The organism is Lacrimispora xylanisolvens (genome assembly GCF_002934545.1).
Taxonomy (GTDB): Bacteria; Bacillota; Clostridia; order Lachnospirales; family Lachnospiraceae; genus Lacrimispora; species Lacrimispora xylanisolvens.
On sequence record NZ_PTJA01000011.1, the window covers coordinates 119,956 to 136,095 of the forward strand.

Annotated in this window: 16 protein-coding genes; 14 read left to right on the forward strand and 2 right to left on the reverse strand. The window is 43.6% G+C overall.

The features are described 5' to 3' along the window. Positions 1–61 precede the first annotated feature (61 nt). The 8 genes from BXY41_RS19070 to BXY41_RS19105 all read left to right on the forward strand — a co-directional run bounded on the left by BXY41_RS19070 (position 62) and on the right by BXY41_RS19105 (position 9,074). Entirely contained in the window at positions 62–709 is a 648-nt protein-coding gene (locus BXY41_RS19070; protein WP_104438463.1) for an MBL fold metallo-hydrolase, read from the forward strand. Positions 710–726: 17 nt separating this feature from the next. Next, on the forward strand, positions 727–1,311 hold the full coding sequence (locus tag BXY41_RS19075) for a 4'-phosphopantetheinyl transferase family protein (RefSeq protein WP_170072465.1): 585 nt from the start codon (positions 727–729) through the stop codon (positions 1,309–1,311). Positions 1,312–1,371: 60 nt separating this feature from the next. After that, positions 1,372–2,541 carry an SAM-dependent methyltransferase gene (locus BXY41_RS19080; RefSeq protein ID WP_104438464.1) on the forward strand — a complete coding sequence of 390 codons (1,170 nt, stop codon included), beginning with the start codon at positions 1,372–1,374 and terminating at the stop codon, positions 2,539–2,541. Between the two features lie 82 nt (positions 2,542–2,623). Next, a complete protein-coding gene (locus tag BXY41_RS19085; RefSeq protein ID WP_104438465.1) occupies positions 2,624–4,198 on the forward strand; it encodes a metallophosphoesterase in 1,575 nt (524 codons plus the stop codon). Beyond that, positions 4,170–5,072: a DMT family transporter gene (locus BXY41_RS19090; RefSeq protein WP_104438466.1), complete on the forward strand. Its 903-nt coding sequence runs from the start codon at positions 4,170–4,172 to the stop codon at positions 5,070–5,072. Before BXY41_RS19085 ends, BXY41_RS19090 begins: the two co-directional genes overlap by 29 nt. 74 nt (positions 5,073–5,146) lie before the next feature. Next, the gene (locus BXY41_RS19095) at positions 5,147–6,001 is read left to right on the forward strand and encodes a MurR/RpiR family transcriptional regulator (protein ID WP_104438467.1); all 855 of its coding nucleotides are present in this window, start codon (positions 5,147–5,149) and stop codon (positions 5,999–6,001) included. A 254-nt stretch (positions 6,002–6,255) separates the two neighbouring features. Then, positions 6,256–7,173 carry a 1-phosphofructokinase gene (gene pfkB, locus BXY41_RS19100; RefSeq protein ID WP_104438468.1) on the forward strand — a complete coding sequence of 306 codons (918 nt, stop codon included), beginning with the start codon at positions 6,256–6,258 and terminating at the stop codon, positions 7,171–7,173. Beyond that, on the forward strand, positions 7,173–9,074 hold the full coding sequence (locus BXY41_RS19105; RefSeq protein WP_104438469.1) for a PTS fructose transporter subunit IIABC: 1,902 nt from the start codon (positions 7,173–7,175) through the stop codon (positions 9,072–9,074). Before pfkB ends, BXY41_RS19105 begins: the two co-directional genes overlap by 1 nt. A gap of 23 nt (positions 9,075–9,097) precedes the next feature. Here the strand turns inward: BXY41_RS19105 and BXY41_RS19110 are convergent, their stop codons facing one another. Continuing rightward, positions 9,098–9,283 carry a hypothetical protein gene (locus tag BXY41_RS19110; RefSeq protein ID WP_104438470.1) on the reverse strand — a complete coding sequence of 62 codons (186 nt, stop codon included), beginning with the start codon at positions 9,281–9,283 and terminating at the stop codon, positions 9,098–9,100. A gap of 165 nt (positions 9,284–9,448) precedes the next feature. On the opposite strand from BXY41_RS19110, the gene BXY41_RS19115 reads away from it, so the two are divergent. The 5 genes from BXY41_RS19115 to BXY41_RS19135 all read left to right on the forward strand — a co-directional run bounded on the left by BXY41_RS19115 (position 9,449) and on the right by BXY41_RS19135 (position 13,518). After that, entirely contained in the window at positions 9,449–10,102 is a 654-nt protein-coding gene (locus BXY41_RS19115; protein WP_104438471.1) for an HAD family hydrolase, read from the forward strand. A 77-nt stretch (positions 10,103–10,179) separates the two neighbouring features. After that, on the forward strand, positions 10,180–11,211 hold the full coding sequence (locus BXY41_RS19120; RefSeq protein WP_104438546.1) for an LCP family protein: 1,032 nt from the start codon (positions 10,180–10,182) through the stop codon (positions 11,209–11,211). An 84-nt stretch (positions 11,212–11,295) separates the two neighbouring features. Further along, positions 11,296–12,651: a TrkH family potassium uptake protein gene (locus BXY41_RS19125; protein ID WP_104438472.1), complete on the forward strand. Its 1,356-nt coding sequence runs from the start codon at positions 11,296–11,298 to the stop codon at positions 12,649–12,651. 17 nt (positions 12,652–12,668) lie between these two features. Then, positions 12,669–13,322, forward strand: a complete 654-nt coding sequence (locus BXY41_RS19130; RefSeq protein ID WP_104438473.1) for a potassium channel family protein — start codon at positions 12,669–12,671, stop codon at positions 13,320–13,322. 13 nt (positions 13,323–13,335) lie between these two features. Then, positions 13,336–13,518 (forward strand): FeoB-associated Cys-rich membrane protein, encoded by a 183-nt coding sequence (locus BXY41_RS19135; protein WP_242980246.1) that lies wholly within the window; start codon positions 13,336–13,338, stop codon positions 13,516–13,518. A gap of 64 nt (positions 13,519–13,582) precedes the next feature. Here BXY41_RS19135 and BXY41_RS19140 read toward each other — a convergent pair whose 3' ends face one another. Continuing rightward, positions 13,583–14,608: a PTS sugar transporter subunit IIC gene (locus BXY41_RS19140; protein ID WP_104438475.1), complete on the reverse strand. Its 1,026-nt coding sequence runs from the start codon at positions 14,606–14,608 to the stop codon at positions 13,583–13,585. 243 nt (positions 14,609–14,851) lie between these two features. Here BXY41_RS19140 and BXY41_RS19145 point away from each other — a divergent pair, with 243 nt between their 5' ends. Continuing rightward, on the forward strand, positions 14,852–16,126 hold the full coding sequence (locus BXY41_RS19145) for a CobW family GTP-binding protein (protein WP_104438476.1): 1,275 nt from the start codon (positions 14,852–14,854) through the stop codon (positions 16,124–16,126). The last annotated feature ends 14 nt before the right edge of the window (positions 16,127–16,140 follow it).

A 16,140-nucleotide genomic window follows, 5' to 3' on the forward strand; every position in this document is an offset into this window, starting at 1 on the left:
AGTGATACCCGTTATAAAAGAGCAGTAAGTGGGAATGTATGAGAAAGTGGGAGAAGGATAGATGGCGGAAATAAAGAGGATCAGGTGCGGAAGCGAAAACTGTTATCTGATAGAAAAAAAAGAGAGAGCCATTCTGATTGACACCGGTAGAAAAGGCTTTGAAGAAAAGATTCTTAATCATTGTAAAAAGAGCAGGGTAGAACTCATTATTCTGACTCATGGTCATATAGAACAGGTACAGAATGCGGCCCATTTATCCAAAGAGTTAAAAGCTCCTCTGGCAATCCACAGAGATGATCTGGGGATTCTTAAGGATAATTTTAAGGAACCTGTCTCATATCAGGGCCTTTTAGGGATGGTAGTGGCCGATGTTGCTGTAAAAAACTTTGAAGAATCTGTTATTTTTGATTTTACACCTGATATTTATTTGAAAGAGGGAGACAGGTTGGATGAATACGGTATTGACGGGACAATTCTGGAACTGCCTGGTCATACCAGAGGCTCCATCGGGCTGGAACTGGAGAAACGGGCGGTCTTTGTGGGAGATGCCCTGATGAATTTATTTTATCCCGGACTTCCCATGATTTACTGTGACCGGGAAGCCATGATCCGAAGTGCGGAAAAAATCAGTGCTCTTGGGGCAAGAAAAATATATTTCTGTCACGGAAATCCGGCAGAGAACAGGACATGGAGCCAGATAGAAAAATAAACAAAGGAAATTTTAGTATGATAAAAATTTACACGGAAGAATTTTATTTAGCAGCGGGTGAGAGTAAACGGGAAACAGAACATCGTAAGGGGGAGCTGCTCCTTCGAAAGGGATTAAAGAAGGATTATGGGATCGATTATGGTGAGAGCGATTCTGTTCCGGTTATAAAGGGAGTACATGGCAAGCCTCAATTAAAGGAATATCCCCATATCTTTCATAACATCAGTCATACAGCAGGACTGGCTGCGTGCGCAATCGGAGATGTACCCATGGGGATTGATGTGGAAGAAATCCGCCCTTTTTCAGAGAAGATCATCCGCAAGGTGATGTCAGAACAGGAAAAGGAGCAGTTTTATAAACTTAAGGAAGAGGAACGGACTGCCTTCTTTTTTAAGATATGGACCCTGAAAGAGAGTTATGTAAAGGCAGGAGGGTGGGGGATCACCATTCCTCTCACGGAGTTTTCCTTTGAACTGAGACCGGATGGTATTACATGTTCTGTTCCCGGAGTGCAGTTGGTCCAGTATTGCCTGAAAGAAAGATATATATTATCTTTGTGTACGATAGAAAAATCGGAGATCTGTTTTGACGAAATATTATAAGATGGAAATAAATGGGCAAGAATCTATGTAAGTGGTTATCACTGAAATGGAGGAAGGCCCATGAAACTTATATCGGATCAATATTTAATTACGTATCTTCAAAGATTTGACCAATATCCCTTTGAAGTAAAACTTCACGGAAAAACCCATTTAATCGGTGAAGGGAATCCTGTATTTACAGTCAGTATGAAAGAGGAAATTGACAGCAGTAAGCTGCTCTCCAGCACATCCCTTGCACTGGGAGAAGCCTATATGAAGGGAAATCTGGATATCGAAGGAGATTTATTCCAGGCACTGGATCATTTTATGGGACAAATGGCTGCTTTTACGGCAGATCAGAAAAAACTAAAGACACTTTTTTTTACATCTCTTTCCAAGAAAAATCAGGAAAGGGAAGTTGCTTCCCATTATGACATTGGAAATGATTTCTACAGTCTGTGGCTCGATGATACCATGAGCTATTCCTGTGGTTATTTTAAGACAGAAAATGATACCCTTTATGAGGCTCAGTGCAATAAAGTGGAACGTATATTAAAGAAGCTTTGTTTAAAGAAGGACATGACCCTTTTGGACATTGGCTGTGGCTGGGGTTATCTGTTAATAAGAGCGGCAGAGGAATACGGTGTAAAAGGAGTAGGGATTACACTAAGCGCAGAGCAGAAAAAGGAATTTGAAAGGCGGATTGAGGTTCTGGGTCTGTCTGATCGAATTACTGTAGAATTAATGGATTACAGGGATCTGCCTAAAAGCGGAAGGACCTTTGACCGGGTAGTCAGTGTGGGAATGGTGGAGCACGTTGGGAGAGAGAATTATGATCTCTTTATTAAAAGCACGGAGTCTGTTTTAAAGCCGGGAGGACTGTTCCTGTTACATTTCATCAGCGCATTGAGGGAGTATCCCGGAGATCCCTGGATGAAAAAATATATTTTCCCGGGAGGCATGGTACCCAGTCTCAGAGAAATGATCAAACTCTTAAGTGATCATAAATTTTATGTTTTGGATGTAGAGAGTCTCAGGCGCCATTATTATAAAACACTGCGCCACTGGGATCAGAATTTTAACGAAAACAGGGATCAGATCGAAAAAAAGATGGGAACTGAATTTGTGAGAATGTGGGATTTATATTTAAATGCCTGCGCTGCAACATTTCATAACGGAATCATTGATCTGCACCAGATTCTTATATCAAAGGGAATTAATAATGAGCTGCCCCTTACCAGGTGGTACTAAGGTGAAATACCAGGGTTGCCCCTGCATAAAAAACATGGTATGATTCCATGGGAAGAACCAGAAAGGATCTTTATGGAATCAGATGAATAAGCGAAAGAAGAACATACTTCTGGTTTGTATCTATGCAGTTATGCTTCTGCTGTGCTTTCTCATTGTCCTGTTGTTACAGAAAGTTCATTCTCCTTATACAAAGGACGGAGACGATAACAAGGCGACGGAAAGCACCGCAGTACCTGAAACAGAGGAAGAACCGGAGACGAAAGACAACAGGGAAACATTTTCTGCTGTTGAGACGGAACAATGTACGAAAGAGGCCATACGCCCTTCTCTTCCCCGCCGTACTGAACTGGCCGTGGAAGAATCGAAGGAAGAGGAAAAACCGTACCAGCCTCCAGTCATTGTAATTGCATCAGACGTCCATTATTTTTCACCGGAGCTGACGGATTACGGGGAAGCTTTCCATGAGCTGGAAAAGCTGGACGATGGTAAGGTAGTCCGCTATATACCACAGATTATGGATGCATTTACAGACCAGATGGAAAAAAAGAAGCCTGCCGCGGTGATTTTAAGCGGTGATTTAACTTTAAATGGAGAGAAAAAGGGACATGAGGCGCTGGCTGAAAAATTAGCGGTTCTGGAAGAAAAGGGAGTAAAGGTTCTTGTGATACCTGGAAACCACGATATTAATAATCATGCGGCAGCATCTTATTTTGGTAAGGAAAAGGAACCCATACAGGAAGCAAACGAAAAGGATTTCTATGATATTTACCGCAGATTCGGATACGATCAGGCCAGAAGTCTGGATCAGAACTCTCTTAGTTATGTCTATGAACTGGACGAAAAAAACTGGCTTCTTATGGTGGATTCTGCCCAGTATGAACCTTATAACAAAGTGGGGGGAAGAATTAAAGAAGAAACCCTTGACTGGATGAAAACACAGCTGGAAGAAGCGAAAAAGCTGGGTGTATCGGTTGTGGTAATTGCTCACCATAACCTTTTAAAAGAGAGTATTTTATATCCGGAGGACTGTACCCTGGAAAACAGCCAGGATGTGGTTCGTCTATTGGAGAGCTACCGGGTACCTCTTTACATAAGCGGTCATCTGCATTTGCAGAAAACCAAGACTTACAAACAGGAACCAGGAGAAAAGGGAGCAGATTACCACATCAGTGAAGTGGTTGCAAATTCCTTTGCCATCAGTCCCAATCAGTATGGTGTCCTGACCTGGACCGGCGACAACCGGCTGGTTTATACCACAGAACGAACCGATGTGGAGGACTGGGGGAAGAAAACCGGAACAACGGATGAAAACCTTTTAAGCTTTAGCGGATATGCGGAAAAAAGCTTAAAAGATGTGGTGTATGAGCAGGTGAGCAGCCAGATTAAGAATCTTCCCAAAGAACAGATTGAGGAGATGGCAAAGCTGTATGGGGATTTAAACAGTGATTATTGTGCCGGAAAACCCATCGATGCCAGAGAGATTAAATCCACCACAGCATTTCGCTTATGGCAGAGGAATCTGCCGGACAGCCGGCTATTTGCCCAGATTGATCAGATATTAAGAGATACGGCTTCAGACCATAACACATGGGAAGGCAGGACAGAAGAAACGAAAGAGGAAGACAGCGATGAAGATGACAGAGAACAAACGCCTTAAGCGGGGAAGTGTTCTGACCATAACTGGCGGAATATTATGGGGAATATCAGGAACCTGCGGGCAGTATCTATTGCAGGTGAAAGGAATGGCTTCCGACTGGCTGGTTCCGGTGCGATTACTTTGTGCAGGAATTCTGCTGCTGATTATCTGCTTTATGAAACAGGGAAAGCAGATCTTTGCACCCTTTAAAAATGCAAAGGATATGAGGGATTTATTCATCTTTGGTATGGTTGGCATGTCCATGTGCCAGTATACTTATTTCACCGCCATTGGTTATTCCAATGCAGGTACCGCAACGGTGCTTCAGTACATAGGACCTGTTCTGATTATGCTTTATGTTTCCGCACGTGCGGGTAAGATTCCTGAGAAACACGAACTGCTTGCGGCAGCCCTTGCCATGGCAGGAACTTTTTTACTGGCAACCCATGGAAAACCGGGAAGTCTTGCGATTTCAGACCGTGCACTGTTTTGGGGACTGTGCTCTGCGGGAGCCCTTGCAGTTTACACCACTCAGCCGGGAAGGCTTTTAAGTAAGTATGGCTCAATGGTAATAACGGCATGGGGAATGCTCATTGGCGGAATTTTACTTGGCCTGATTTTCAGACCCTGGGAGAAGGCAGTACTCCTTGATGGGGCGGCTGTTACGGCAATGGCACTAATTATTGTGTTTGGCACAATCATTGCATTTGCCTGCTATATGGAAGGCGTCAACTGTGTGGGACCTAAGAAAGGAAGTCTTCTGGCATCGGTAGAGCCAGTGTCAGCCACTGTTTTTTCTGTGCTTTTTATGGGAGTTAACTTTGGTCTTATGGACTTTGTGGGATTTGTGTGCATTCTCTCCACCGTATTTCTTCTGACGTCGGGGAAAGAATAGTCCATGCTTTACAATTTATTTCATATCATATATAATGATGAAATAAAATTACATGAATTAGAGGTAAACCATATATGCAGGAAAGTATAAGTGTGTCCGGAGTTCTCTGCTCATCCTACGATTCTTTTTTTGAAGCAGAGAAGAAGATTGCGGATTTCATTCTCTCAAATAAAAGTGATATCATAGACATGACGGTCGCAGAACTGGCTCTGGCAAGCGGAACAAGCGATGCCACAGTATCCAGATTCTGCAGAAGATGCGGATTTAATGGCTTTCATCATCTGAAGATTAATCTGGCAAAAGAGGTGGCGGAGGAACGGGGCAATTCCATTGAAGTTTCCAATGACATCAGCCGTGATAATATCGGTCAGTCTCTTCAGAATATCCTTGCCAATAAAGTGGCGGAACTGACCCAGACCATTTCCATGATGGAACCGGCAGAGCTTGATCAAATCCTAACCATGATAGAGAAAGCCAGAACAGTCCAGCTGGTGGCAGTAGGCAATACCATCCCCGTAGCACTTGACGGCGCTTTTAAATTTAATCAACTGGGGATTGCCACTGTATCTGGAACCATTTGGGAGACCCAGATGGCATATACCTGCAATATGGGGCCCGAGGATGCGGTCATTATCATATCCAATTCCGGTTTTTCCAAACGGCTTATGACTCTGGTGGCAGTAGCAAAGGAAAACCACGTTCCTACCATTGCAATCACCAATAATCCGTCTTCGCCTCTGGGACAGGCCTGCGATCTTCACATCACTACGGCAACCAGGGAAAAGCTTCTTTTGGGTGAATTTTGTTTTTCCAGGGTATCTGCCACAACCGTAATGGAGATCTTATATCTCTTTTTATCGGTTAGTAAAAAGAATTCCCATGATCATATCAGACGTCACGAAATTGCAATATCCGATGATAAAAAATAAGGAGAGCCGTAAGGTTCTCTTTTTTTGATTCAAAGAGAATCTTAACAGTTTCTTTGGGGAACAATGGTATATGGGGAAATAGCACAAAAAACAGGAGTACAACAAGGGTTGTTTTATCACTAATTGTGCAAAGCGACGAAATGATTTGAGAAATAATATTTCTTGAATAAACTTATTGACGAAATAAAACAATCGTATTATAGTATAGACGAGGGGATGAAATAAAATTTTATATAAAGAAGGAGCAGTGATATATGATTTACACAGTAACATTTAATCCGGCTCTCGATTATGTCGTAAAAGTAGATCACTTCACACTGGGAACCGTTAACAGAACTGAGCAGGAAGACATTTACTGCGGAGGGAAGGGGCTGAACGTATCAACCGTTCTGGCTACTCTGGGATACGGGAATACTGCCTTAGGCTTTGTCGCCGGTTTTACCGGAGACGAGATTGAACGCAGAGTAAAAAATCTGGGATTTCGAAGTGATTTTATTCATGTTGAACAAGGAATGTCCAGAATTAATGTAAAGCTTAAATCCGGTGAAGAGACAGAAATTAACGGAAGCGGACCAAAGATCACGAAAAAAGATGTGGAAAAGCTTTATGAAAAGCTTGACTGTCTTACAAAAGGGGACATCCTGATTTTATCTGGAAGTATTCCTGCATCACTGAATGATGATATTTATGAACGGATCATGGAGTATCTGGATAAAAGGGGGATCCGCATTGTGGTTGATGCGACCCGGGATTTACTTTCAAACGTGCTTTATTATCATCCGTTTCTGATAAAACCCAACAATCACGAACTGGGGGAGATGTTCGGTGTAACCCTTAAAAGTGTGGATGAAATTATCCAATATGGAAAACTCCTTCAGGAAAAGGGTGCTGAGAATGTATTGGTTTCCATGGCAGGAGACGGTGCAGTTCTGATTACGGAAAAGGGAGAGGTTTTTACCATGGGAGTTCCCTCCGGTACTGTGAAAAACTCTGTTGGAGCCGGAGATTCTATGGTAGCAGGCTTTGTTGCAGGATACTTAGAAAACGGCAGTTATGAACATGCTCTGCGTCTTGGAAGCGCCGCAGGAAGTGCCACCGCATTTTCCGATGGTCTTGCAGGGAAGGAAGATATTATGAGGCTTTACAATGAATTATTAAAGGAGGGGTTTTGATGAAGATTACAGACTTACTGAAAAAAGAAAGTGTGGAGCTTGGGGTTCGCGTTTCCAGTAAGGAAGGGGCCATCGATCGTTTGGTGGATCTGATGGATGCTGCCGGACGACTGGGAGACAAGGCAGCCTACAAGGAAGGCATTCTGGCAAGAGAGGCACTTGGCAGTACTGCAGTGGGAGATGGAATTGCCATTCCTCACGCAAAGGTAGCTGCAGTAAAAGAGCCGGGTCTCGCAGCAATTGTAGTACCGGATGGGGTGGATTATGACGCCTATGACGGCTCCCTGTCCACGATCATTTTTATGATTGCAGCACCAGATGGTGAAGCAGATGTTCATCTGGAGGCACTTTCTAAATTATCGACTCTGTTAATGGATCCTGATTTTAAGGAATCTTTGATTCATGCAGGTTCCAAGGAAGAATTTCTGCGTCTGATTGATGAGAAAGAAGCTGGCAGAACAGCAAAACCAAAAGAAGTTAAGAGCGGCTACCGCGTTCTGGCAGTAACAGCCTGCCCCACTGGAATTGCTCATACCTTTATGGCAGCTGAAAACCTGGAACAGAAGGGAAAAAAGTTAGGGATTCCTCTTAAAGCAGAAACAAACGGCGCAGAGGGAATTGGAAATCCACTGACAAAGGACGAAATCGCTGCAGCAGACGGTATTATTATTGCAGCTGATAAGAATGTGGATATGTCCCGTTTTGATGGGAAACGTGTTGTTGTAGCCACCGTTTCTGAAGGAATTCAAAAAGGAGAGGAACTGATCAAACGTGCAGTGAGCAGTGAAACTCCGGTTTACCACTTTAGCGGTTCTGCATCTTCCGGAGAAGATACCAGACAAGAGGGTGTGGGCCGTTCTATCTACAAGCATTTAATGAACGGCGTTTCCCATATGCTTCCTTTTGTAATAGGCGGCGGTATCTTAATCGCACTTGCATTCCTGTTTGATGATTATTCCATTGACCCTTCCAATTTCGGTAAAAATACACCGCTTGCGGCTTATTTAAAAACAATCGGAGAACAGGCATTTGGAATGATGCTCCCGGTTCTGGCAGGATATATTGCCATGAGTATTGCTGACCGTCCTGGTCTGGCGGTTGGTTTTGTGGGCGGTCTGATTGCTAAAATGGGAGCCACTTTTGCAAATCCTGGCGGCGGAAGTGTAAACTCCGGATTTTTGGGAGCATTGCTTGCTGGTTTCATCGGTGGTTATATTGTTCTGTTTTTAAAGGGTGCATTTAAAAAACTTCCAAAATCCTTAGAGGGAATTAAACCGGTTCTTCTTTACCCGCTGATCGGTATCCTCCTTGTTTCCATTGTGACCACATTTATCAATCCGTTTGTGGGAGCGATTAATGACGGACTGACCAGTCTGTTAAACGGTATGGGCGGAACAAGTAAAATTATACTGGGAGCAGTTGTTGGCGGCATGATGTCAGTGGATATGGGCGGTCCGGTTAATAAGGCAGCTTACGTCTTTGGTACGGCACAGCTGGCTGAAGGAAACTTCGATATTATGGCGGCAGTTATGGCAGGCGGTATGGTTCCTCCTATCGCAATCGCACTGTGCACCACATTCTTTAAAAAGAAATTTACAGACAAAGAGCGTCAGTCCGGTCTTGTAAACTATATCATGGGACTGTCCTTTATCTCTGAGGGAGCCATTCCTTTCGCAGCAGCGGATCCTCTTCGTGTGATTCCCTCCTGTATGATTGGTTCTGCAATAGCAGGCGGACTTTCCATGGCACTTGGATGTACCTTAAGAGCACCTCACGGCGGAATCTTTGTTCTTCCTACAATCGGCAATCCATTTGGTTATCTGATTGCAATTATTGTCGGCTCTTTTGCAGGCTGCCTGGTTCTTGCAGCATTAAAGAAAAATCTTCAGTCTGAATTATAATAGAACTCAAATGCCCCTGTCAGTCACGACGGGGGCATTTGAGTTTCTGCCATAACGTTATCTAAATTCCGGTTAACTTCAACAGCAGGAAGGCTTTCCGGAGCTGCTTTTCTGATCTTGTACCAGTTTACGGTTGTAAAGACGGCTATCATCAGAAATGCAAATGCCAGGATCAACCCGATTGCCCAGTATCTGTAATGTTTATTCATAATAGACTCCTGTTTTATTTGTATTGGATATTGAAAGTATGGACGGATAAAGGCCCGATATACGAAAAAGTACGAAAAGTGTTGATTAAAAGCCGCACAGGAAGTACAATTTTTATATAGAAGAATGGAAAAGACAGACGAAGTACTGCAGCCAGGAGGTATAACATGTATAAAAGCTGTATATTTGATTTAGACGGAACCATCATAAACACAATCCAGTCCATGACTCACAGCATCAGCCTGACTATGGGAGAATTTGGCTATGCCCCCATTGACGAAGCCCATACCAAAAAATTTGTGGGAGATGGATACCGCAAACTGGTGGAACGGGCGCTTTTGTATTCAGGGGATAACGAACTGATTCATTATGAGGAGGCACTGGTGATTTATGAGAAGACCTTTCAGGAAAACTGCCTTTATCAGGTGAAGGCATATGACGGTATGCCAGAGTTATTAAAGGATTTAAAAGCAAAGGGGATTAAATTAGGCGTGCTGACCAATAAAGGACACGACCGGGCAGTTGAATGTGTGGAGAGCGTTTATGGGAAAAACTTTTTTGACCAGATTATTGGAGAAGGAAATGGAATAAAGGTAAAACCAGATCCGGCGGGAGCACTTTTAATGGCAGAACGTTTTTCGCTGCAGCCATCGTCCTGTCTGTATTTTGGTGATACCAATACGGATATGAAGACAGGCAGAAATGCGGGAATGGATACGGTAGGAGTGACTTGGGGATTTCGGGACAGGCAGGAGCTGGAAGCATTTGAGCCCAAATATATCATCAGCCATCCCAGAGAGATTCAACATGTTTTTGAATAAAAATCCGAAATGATGGAAAATTAAGGGGAGATACGTAAATGGATCTCTTCTTTTTTTGTGAAGAGGATGGAGGAAACATGGCAAATTCAAAATATTTAAAGTGGGGATTGGTTATCATAGCTTCGGTCTGGGCTTCTTTAATCGGAACAATGATTGGATATGCATGGAACATCACTCATATGCCTCAAAAACTGCCGGAAGTGGAAATGCCTAAAATTCAGAATACCAATATCAGCATTGAGACCCAGGAGAAGATGGAAGGATATTGGACTGTTGCCGTATTTGGAGTGGATTCCAGAGACGGAACATTGGGAAAAGGAACCAGATCTGACATGCAGATGCTGTTTAATATAAACCTGGGAACAGGGGAGATAAGAGCGGTATCCGTTTATCGGGATACTTATTTAAAAGTTAATGATAAGGGTCGGTTTGATAAGATAAATGAAGCCTACTTTAGCGGAGGGCCCGCACAGGCTCTGGAAGCACTGACAGATAATCTGGATATTAATATTGATGATTATGCATCATTTACCTGGAAAGCGGTTGCTGATGCCATTAATATTCTGGGTGGGATCGATGTGGATATCAGCCACGATGAGTTCCGGTTAATCAATGGGTTTATCACTGAGACTGTGGAATCAACAGGTGTGGGATCTCATCATTTAAAGAAAGAAGGTCCCAACCATTTAGACGGAGTTCAGGCAGTTGCTTATGCCAGACTTAGAAAAATGGATACGGATTTTAAACGGACAGAGAGGCAGAGAGAGGTCGCCAATCTGGCACTGAAAAAAGCCAGGGAGGCTGATTTACCGACTTTAAACAGGCTGGCCAACGCCGTACTGCCCCAGATTTCCACTAGTATTGGAATGAAAGATATTATTCCGATTATGAAAAATATTAAGAGATTTCATCTGACGGAAAACCAGGGATTTCCCACTAAAATGATTGATGCTAAAATTAATAAAAGGGATTGTGTCATACCGGTTACACTGGAGGAGAACGTGAAACTTCTTCATCAGTTTTTGTTCGATGAAGACCAGTATGAGCCTTCGGAGCTTGTAAAAAGGACCAGTCAGCAGATTCAGGCAAATGTTAAAAATAAGAAATGACTTTCATCTTTTCCTTCCGTGGGAAATGTGCTATACTAGGCAGATGGAATTAGCCACAAGAAAGGGAAAGGCAGCAACACAATCATGGATAAAAAACAAAAGAAACGTTTTAAGTGGAACATTAGCCAGACACAGTATCTGGCTTATGGCTTCTTAGTAATTATATTGGCAGGAGCACTACTTCTAATGCTCCCTTTTTCCAGTAAGGACGGGCAGTCGGAGAATTTTATTAATTGTCTGTTTACGGCTACCAGCGCTTCCTGCGTGACGGGACTGATCGTCAGAGATACATGGACCCAGTGGTCTCTATTTGGACAGATTGTGATCATGACCATGATACAGATTGGAGGACTTGGTTTTGTGACTGTGGGAGTGTTTATCTCCATAGTACTGAGACGTAAAATCGGTCTGAGGGAACGTGGACTTTTGCAGGAAAGTGTGAATACACTTCAGATCGGTGGAGTGGTAAGGCTGGCAAAAAGGATTATAAAAGGAACTTTTTTATTTGAGGGTGCCGGAGCAATTTTATTAGCAATCCGGTTTATTCCTCAGTATGGATTTTTCAGAGGCGTATTTTATGGTATTTTTCATTCCGTATCTGCGTTCTGCAATGCGGGATTTGACGTAATGGGACATATAGAGCCTTATAATTCGTTTGTTTCTTACTACGATGACTGGCTGGTGAACCTGGTTATTATGTCCCTGATTATTATCGGCGGTATTGGTTTTATCGTATGGGACGACATTTATAAGAACCGGCTGCATTTCAATAAATATATGCTTCATACCAAAATTGTACTGGTTACTACGTTCACTCTTGTATTTGGAGGAGGACTTCTGTTCTATTTGCTTGAGAAAAATAATCTTTTAGTGGGGATGAACGTAAGTGGTCAGATACTGACTTCTCTGTTTAGCTCTGTAACAGCAAGAACAGCAGGTTTTAATACTACAGATACCCATGCTTTGACCGATGGCAGTAAGCTTCTTACCATCATTCTTATGTTTATTGGAGGAAGCCCGGGTTCCACTGCCGGAGGTATTAAGACCACAACCTTGTTTGTGCTTCTTATGTGTGTTCATTCCAATATCAAACAGTCTTATGGAGTCAACGTATTTGGGAGACGTCTGCAGGAGGAGGCCATTAAGAGGGCAGGAACAATTTTAACAATCAATCTGTTTCTTGCACTTGCCGCATCTCTGGCGATTATGGCAAATCAGTCTCTTGGCTTTTCTGATATCCTGTTTGAGACGTTTTCGGCCATTGGTACTGTGGGCATGACCACCGGAATTACCAGAGATCTCAGTACATTTTCCAGAGTGGTTATCATTTTACTGATGTACTGCGGAAGAATCGGCAGCCTTTCGTTTGCCCTTGCATTTGTACAAAATCATAAAATAGCTCATGTGGAACAACCCGCAGAAGCGATTAACGTAGGATAAAGAAAAGGAGTATATTCATGAAATCAATTTTAATTATTGGCCTTGGCAGGTTTGGGCATCATCTATGCATCAATATGGCAAGTCTTGGCAATGATGTTATGATCGTAGATCAGAAGGAAGAGTGCTTAGAGGATTTACTTCCCTATGTGACAAGTGCAAAGATTGGTGACTGTACCAACGAAGCCGTGTTAAGAAGTCTTGGTATTTCCAACTTTGATATCTGCTTTGTGTGTATCGGCACCAACTTCCAAAGCAGTCTTGAGATCACCAGTCTGGTGAAAGAACTGGGAGGCAGACGGGTAATCAGTAAGGCAAACAGGGATATTCATGCTAAGTTCCTTTTAAGAAACGGTGCTGATGAAGTAATCTATCCTGACCGGGATATCGCTGAGAAGACGGCGGTTCGTTACAGCACAGATCATGTTTTTGATTACATTGAACTGACTCCGGAGTATTCCATTTATGAGATCCCGCCTCTTCCGGAATGGGTGCATAAATCCATACGGGAAGTGGACATCAGAAACCTGTATCATATCAGTGTTCTTGGAATTAAGCGGGAAGGAAGGGCACAGCTTATGCCGCCGGCTGACTATATAATTCAGGCGCAGGAGCATTTGATGGTAATTGGCAGGAGAGAACATATTGACAGTATATTAAAAGAGATGAAATAGGATATTCGGAGGTATGATGTCTGTTTGGCTGTCTGAGAACTGGGTAACTATTATAATATTGATCATCATTCTGGTACTGGTATTTTTTGCTGTCCGCAGCTTACGAAACAACAGAGGCGGCTGCGGATCCGGCGGCTGTGAAAACTGTATGGGTTGCAACGGGGTCAGAAATAAGGGTAAAAAGAACAGGAAATAAGGCTGAAAACAAAGAAGGAAACGGGAAGAATGATTATGATCTGCCGTTTCCTTTTTGGTATTTATTATTTTAAGTCCAGTTTTAAGTCTCCAAATTTAATCCAGCCTGCTTTTCTAAGGAGTTCTCCTAGAGGCAGTGTGATAAGTGCCGGCAGAAGAAAGCAGACAAATAAAATACCCAGCCACATGCTTTTTCCGCCGCCCATGGCTGTATAAACACCAATGGGACCCACCAGTCCGCAGGTTCCCATTCCTGAGCCGGCAGGTATGTTTTTTAATTGGAACACCATGGTTGCAACCGGACCGGTAATCATGGATGCCACAGTCGGGGGAATCCAGATTTTTGGATTTTTCACGATATTTCCCATCTGCAGCATGCTGGTACCAAGACCCTGAGCCATAAGACCGCCCACTCCGTTTTCCCGGAAGGAGAGAACGGCGAATCCCACCATCTGGGCACAGCATCCGGCTGTTGCAGCTCCGCCTGCCAATCCATCCAGGGAGAGGGCAATACAGATAGCCGCACTGCTGATGGGAAGGGTAAGAGCGATTCCGATGAGAGCGGATACCAGTATACCCATGTAGAATGGCTGCAGTTCAGTGGCAGTCTTTACAAGGCTGCCGAACCAGCTCATAAATCCAGCTACACCGGGTCCTACAAACTGAGCCACTAAAACACCGGAAATAATTGTGACGCCCGGTGTTACAAGGATATCCAGCCGTGTTTCCTTTGAAACTATTTTCCCCAGTTCCGTTGCAATCACTGTTGCTGCCAGCGCTCCAACCGGTCCACCGAGCGCATTGCCCGCGATCCCTACAGTAGCTGCTGAGAACAGTACCAGAGCCGGGGCGTGAAGAGCATAGGCGATAGCCACGCCCAAAGCTGCACCTGTGGCACTTTTTGCAAATTCTGAAATCACGTTAAACAGTTCTAGGTGGAACTGTTTGCCCAGGGTCCCGAAGATGGTTCCGATCAGCAGAGACGCAAAAAGGCCAAATGCCATAGCACCCAATGCGTCAATGAGATAGGTCTGGACTGTGATAGTGACGTTCTTCCTTTTCAGGAATTCTTTTACGCCGCGTTTTTCCATGGTTAAAAATCTCCTTCTTGTTTGGTGCACACATTTGACCTTAAGCCAAAGCAGTTGCATGTATTTTACCATAGTATAACCAAAATTCAAGTTTTTTTTATAATTATATATGAAATTGATAAAACGTTAACAATATGCAGAGAAAAACCATGGGGCCTCTGCTTGACTTTGTCCTTTGTTTGTGACACAATAAGTAGTTGTAGTTCCTGTTAAACTCTGGAAAGAAAAGAGGTATTGATTCGTATGACAAAGATTGATATTATATCCGGTTTTCTTGGAGCCGGAAAAACGACTTTTATTAAGAAACTTCTGCAGGAGGCTGTATCTGGTGAGCAGGTGATCCTGATTGAAAATGAATTTGGAGAGATCGGAATTGATGGTGGATTTTTAAAGGATTCCGGCGTGGAAATCAGGGAAATGAACTCCGGCTGCATCTGCTGTTCCCTGGTTGGTGATTTTGGACAATCCTTAAAAGAGGTACTTACAACCTATCATCCGGACCGTATTATCATCGAACCTTCCGGCGTTGGTAAATTATCCGATGTAATGAAAGCGGTTAAGGATGTGGCAGCTGAGATTGAGGTAACGCTTAACAGTGCAGTTACCATTGTAGATGCCCAGAAGTGTAAGATGTACCGGAAAAATTTTGGTGAGTTTTTTAACAATCAGATTGAAAATGCCGGAACAGTGGTACTTAGCCGTACCGATATTGCACCCGCTGACAAAGTGGATCTTGCAGTTGAAATAATCAGAGAACTGAATCCAAAAGCAGCAGTTGTTACAACTCCCTGTGATGAGTTAACTGGAAAACAGCTCCTTGAGATTATTGAAAAGCCTGACACGATGGAAGAAGACCTGTTAAAGGAACTGAAAGAGCATCATGACCACGATCACGGCCATGATCATGAAGAGGGAAGCTGCGGCTGCGGAGGCCATCACCACGACCACGATCATGACCATGATCATGAAGAGGGAGGCTGTGGCTGCGGAGGCCATCACCATGACCACGATCACGACCATGAAGAGGGAAGCTGCGGCTGCGGAGGTCATGACCACGACCACGATCACGACCATGAAGAAGGAAGCTGTGGCTGCGGAGGCCATCACCATGACCACGATCATGACCATGATCATGAAGAGGGAAGTTGTGGCTGCGGGGGCCATCACCATGATCACGACCATGATCATGATCACGGAGAAGGTTGCAGCTGCGGCCATGACCACGACCACCATCATGCTGACGAAGTGTTCACCAGCTGGGGACTTGAGAATGTGTCTGCTATGAGCAAGGAGACACTTGACCGGATTCTTGACGAACTTGCTTACGGCGATGGCTTTGGAGATGTACTTCGTGCCAAAGGAATGATTCCTGGCATAGATAAGGGAACATGGCTTTATTTTGATCTGGTTCCGGAGCAATATGAGATCAGAGATGGTATTCCGGAGTACACTGGTAAAGTCTGTGTAATCGGTGCTAATTTAAAAGAAGAAGAATTAAAACTTGCCTTTGGCAAATAATTGGACTGGAGGAA

Excerpts from the sequence above, each read along its gene's own strand:
- BXY41_RS19120 (WP_104438546.1), top strand. The coding sequence starts at position 10,180 with ATGGCAAATTCAAAATATTTAAAGTGGGGATTGGTTATCATAGCTTCG.
- BXY41_RS19070 (WP_104438463.1), top strand. The coding sequence starts at position 62 with ATGGCGGAAATAAAGAGGATCAGGTGCGGAAGCGAAAACTGTTATCTG.
- BXY41_RS19140 (WP_104438475.1), bottom strand. The coding sequence starts at position 14,608 with ATGGAAAAACGCGGCGTAAAAGAATTCCTGAAAAGGAAGAACGTCACT.
- BXY41_RS19095 (WP_104438467.1), top strand. The coding sequence starts at position 5,147 with ATGCAGGAAAGTATAAGTGTGTCCGGAGTTCTCTGCTCATCCTACGAT.
- BXY41_RS19105 (WP_104438469.1), top strand. The coding sequence starts at position 7,173 with ATGAAGATTACAGACTTACTGAAAAAAGAAAGTGTGGAGCTTGGGGTT.
- BXY41_RS19080 (WP_104438464.1), top strand. The coding sequence starts at position 1,372 with ATGAAACTTATATCGGATCAATATTTAATTACGTATCTTCAAAGATTT.
- BXY41_RS19145 (WP_104438476.1), top strand. The coding sequence starts at position 14,852 with ATGACAAAGATTGATATTATATCCGGTTTTCTTGGAGCCGGAAAAACG.
- BXY41_RS19115 (WP_104438471.1), top strand. The coding sequence starts at position 9,449 with ATGTATAAAAGCTGTATATTTGATTTAGACGGAACCATCATAAACACA.
- BXY41_RS19085 (WP_104438465.1), top strand. The coding sequence starts at position 2,624 with ATGAATAAGCGAAAGAAGAACATACTTCTGGTTTGTATCTATGCAGTT.
- BXY41_RS19075 (WP_170072465.1), top strand. The coding sequence starts at position 727 with ATGATAAAAATTTACACGGAAGAATTTTATTTAGCAGCGGGTGAGAGT.
- pfkB (WP_104438468.1), top strand. The coding sequence starts at position 6,256 with ATGATTTACACAGTAACATTTAATCCGGCTCTCGATTATGTCGTAAAA.
- BXY41_RS19090 (WP_104438466.1), top strand. The coding sequence starts at position 4,170 with ATGAAGATGACAGAGAACAAACGCCTTAAGCGGGGAAGTGTTCTGACC.
- BXY41_RS19110 (WP_104438470.1), bottom strand. The coding sequence starts at position 9,283 with ATGAATAAACATTACAGATACTGGGCAATCGGGTTGATCCTGGCATTT.
- BXY41_RS19130 (WP_104438473.1), top strand. The coding sequence starts at position 12,669 with ATGAAATCAATTTTAATTATTGGCCTTGGCAGGTTTGGGCATCATCTA.
- BXY41_RS19135 (WP_242980246.1), top strand. The coding sequence starts at position 13,336 with ATGATGTCTGTTTGGCTGTCTGAGAACTGGGTAACTATTATAATATTG.
- BXY41_RS19125 (WP_104438472.1), top strand. The coding sequence starts at position 11,296 with ATGGATAAAAAACAAAAGAAACGTTTTAAGTGGAACATTAGCCAGACA.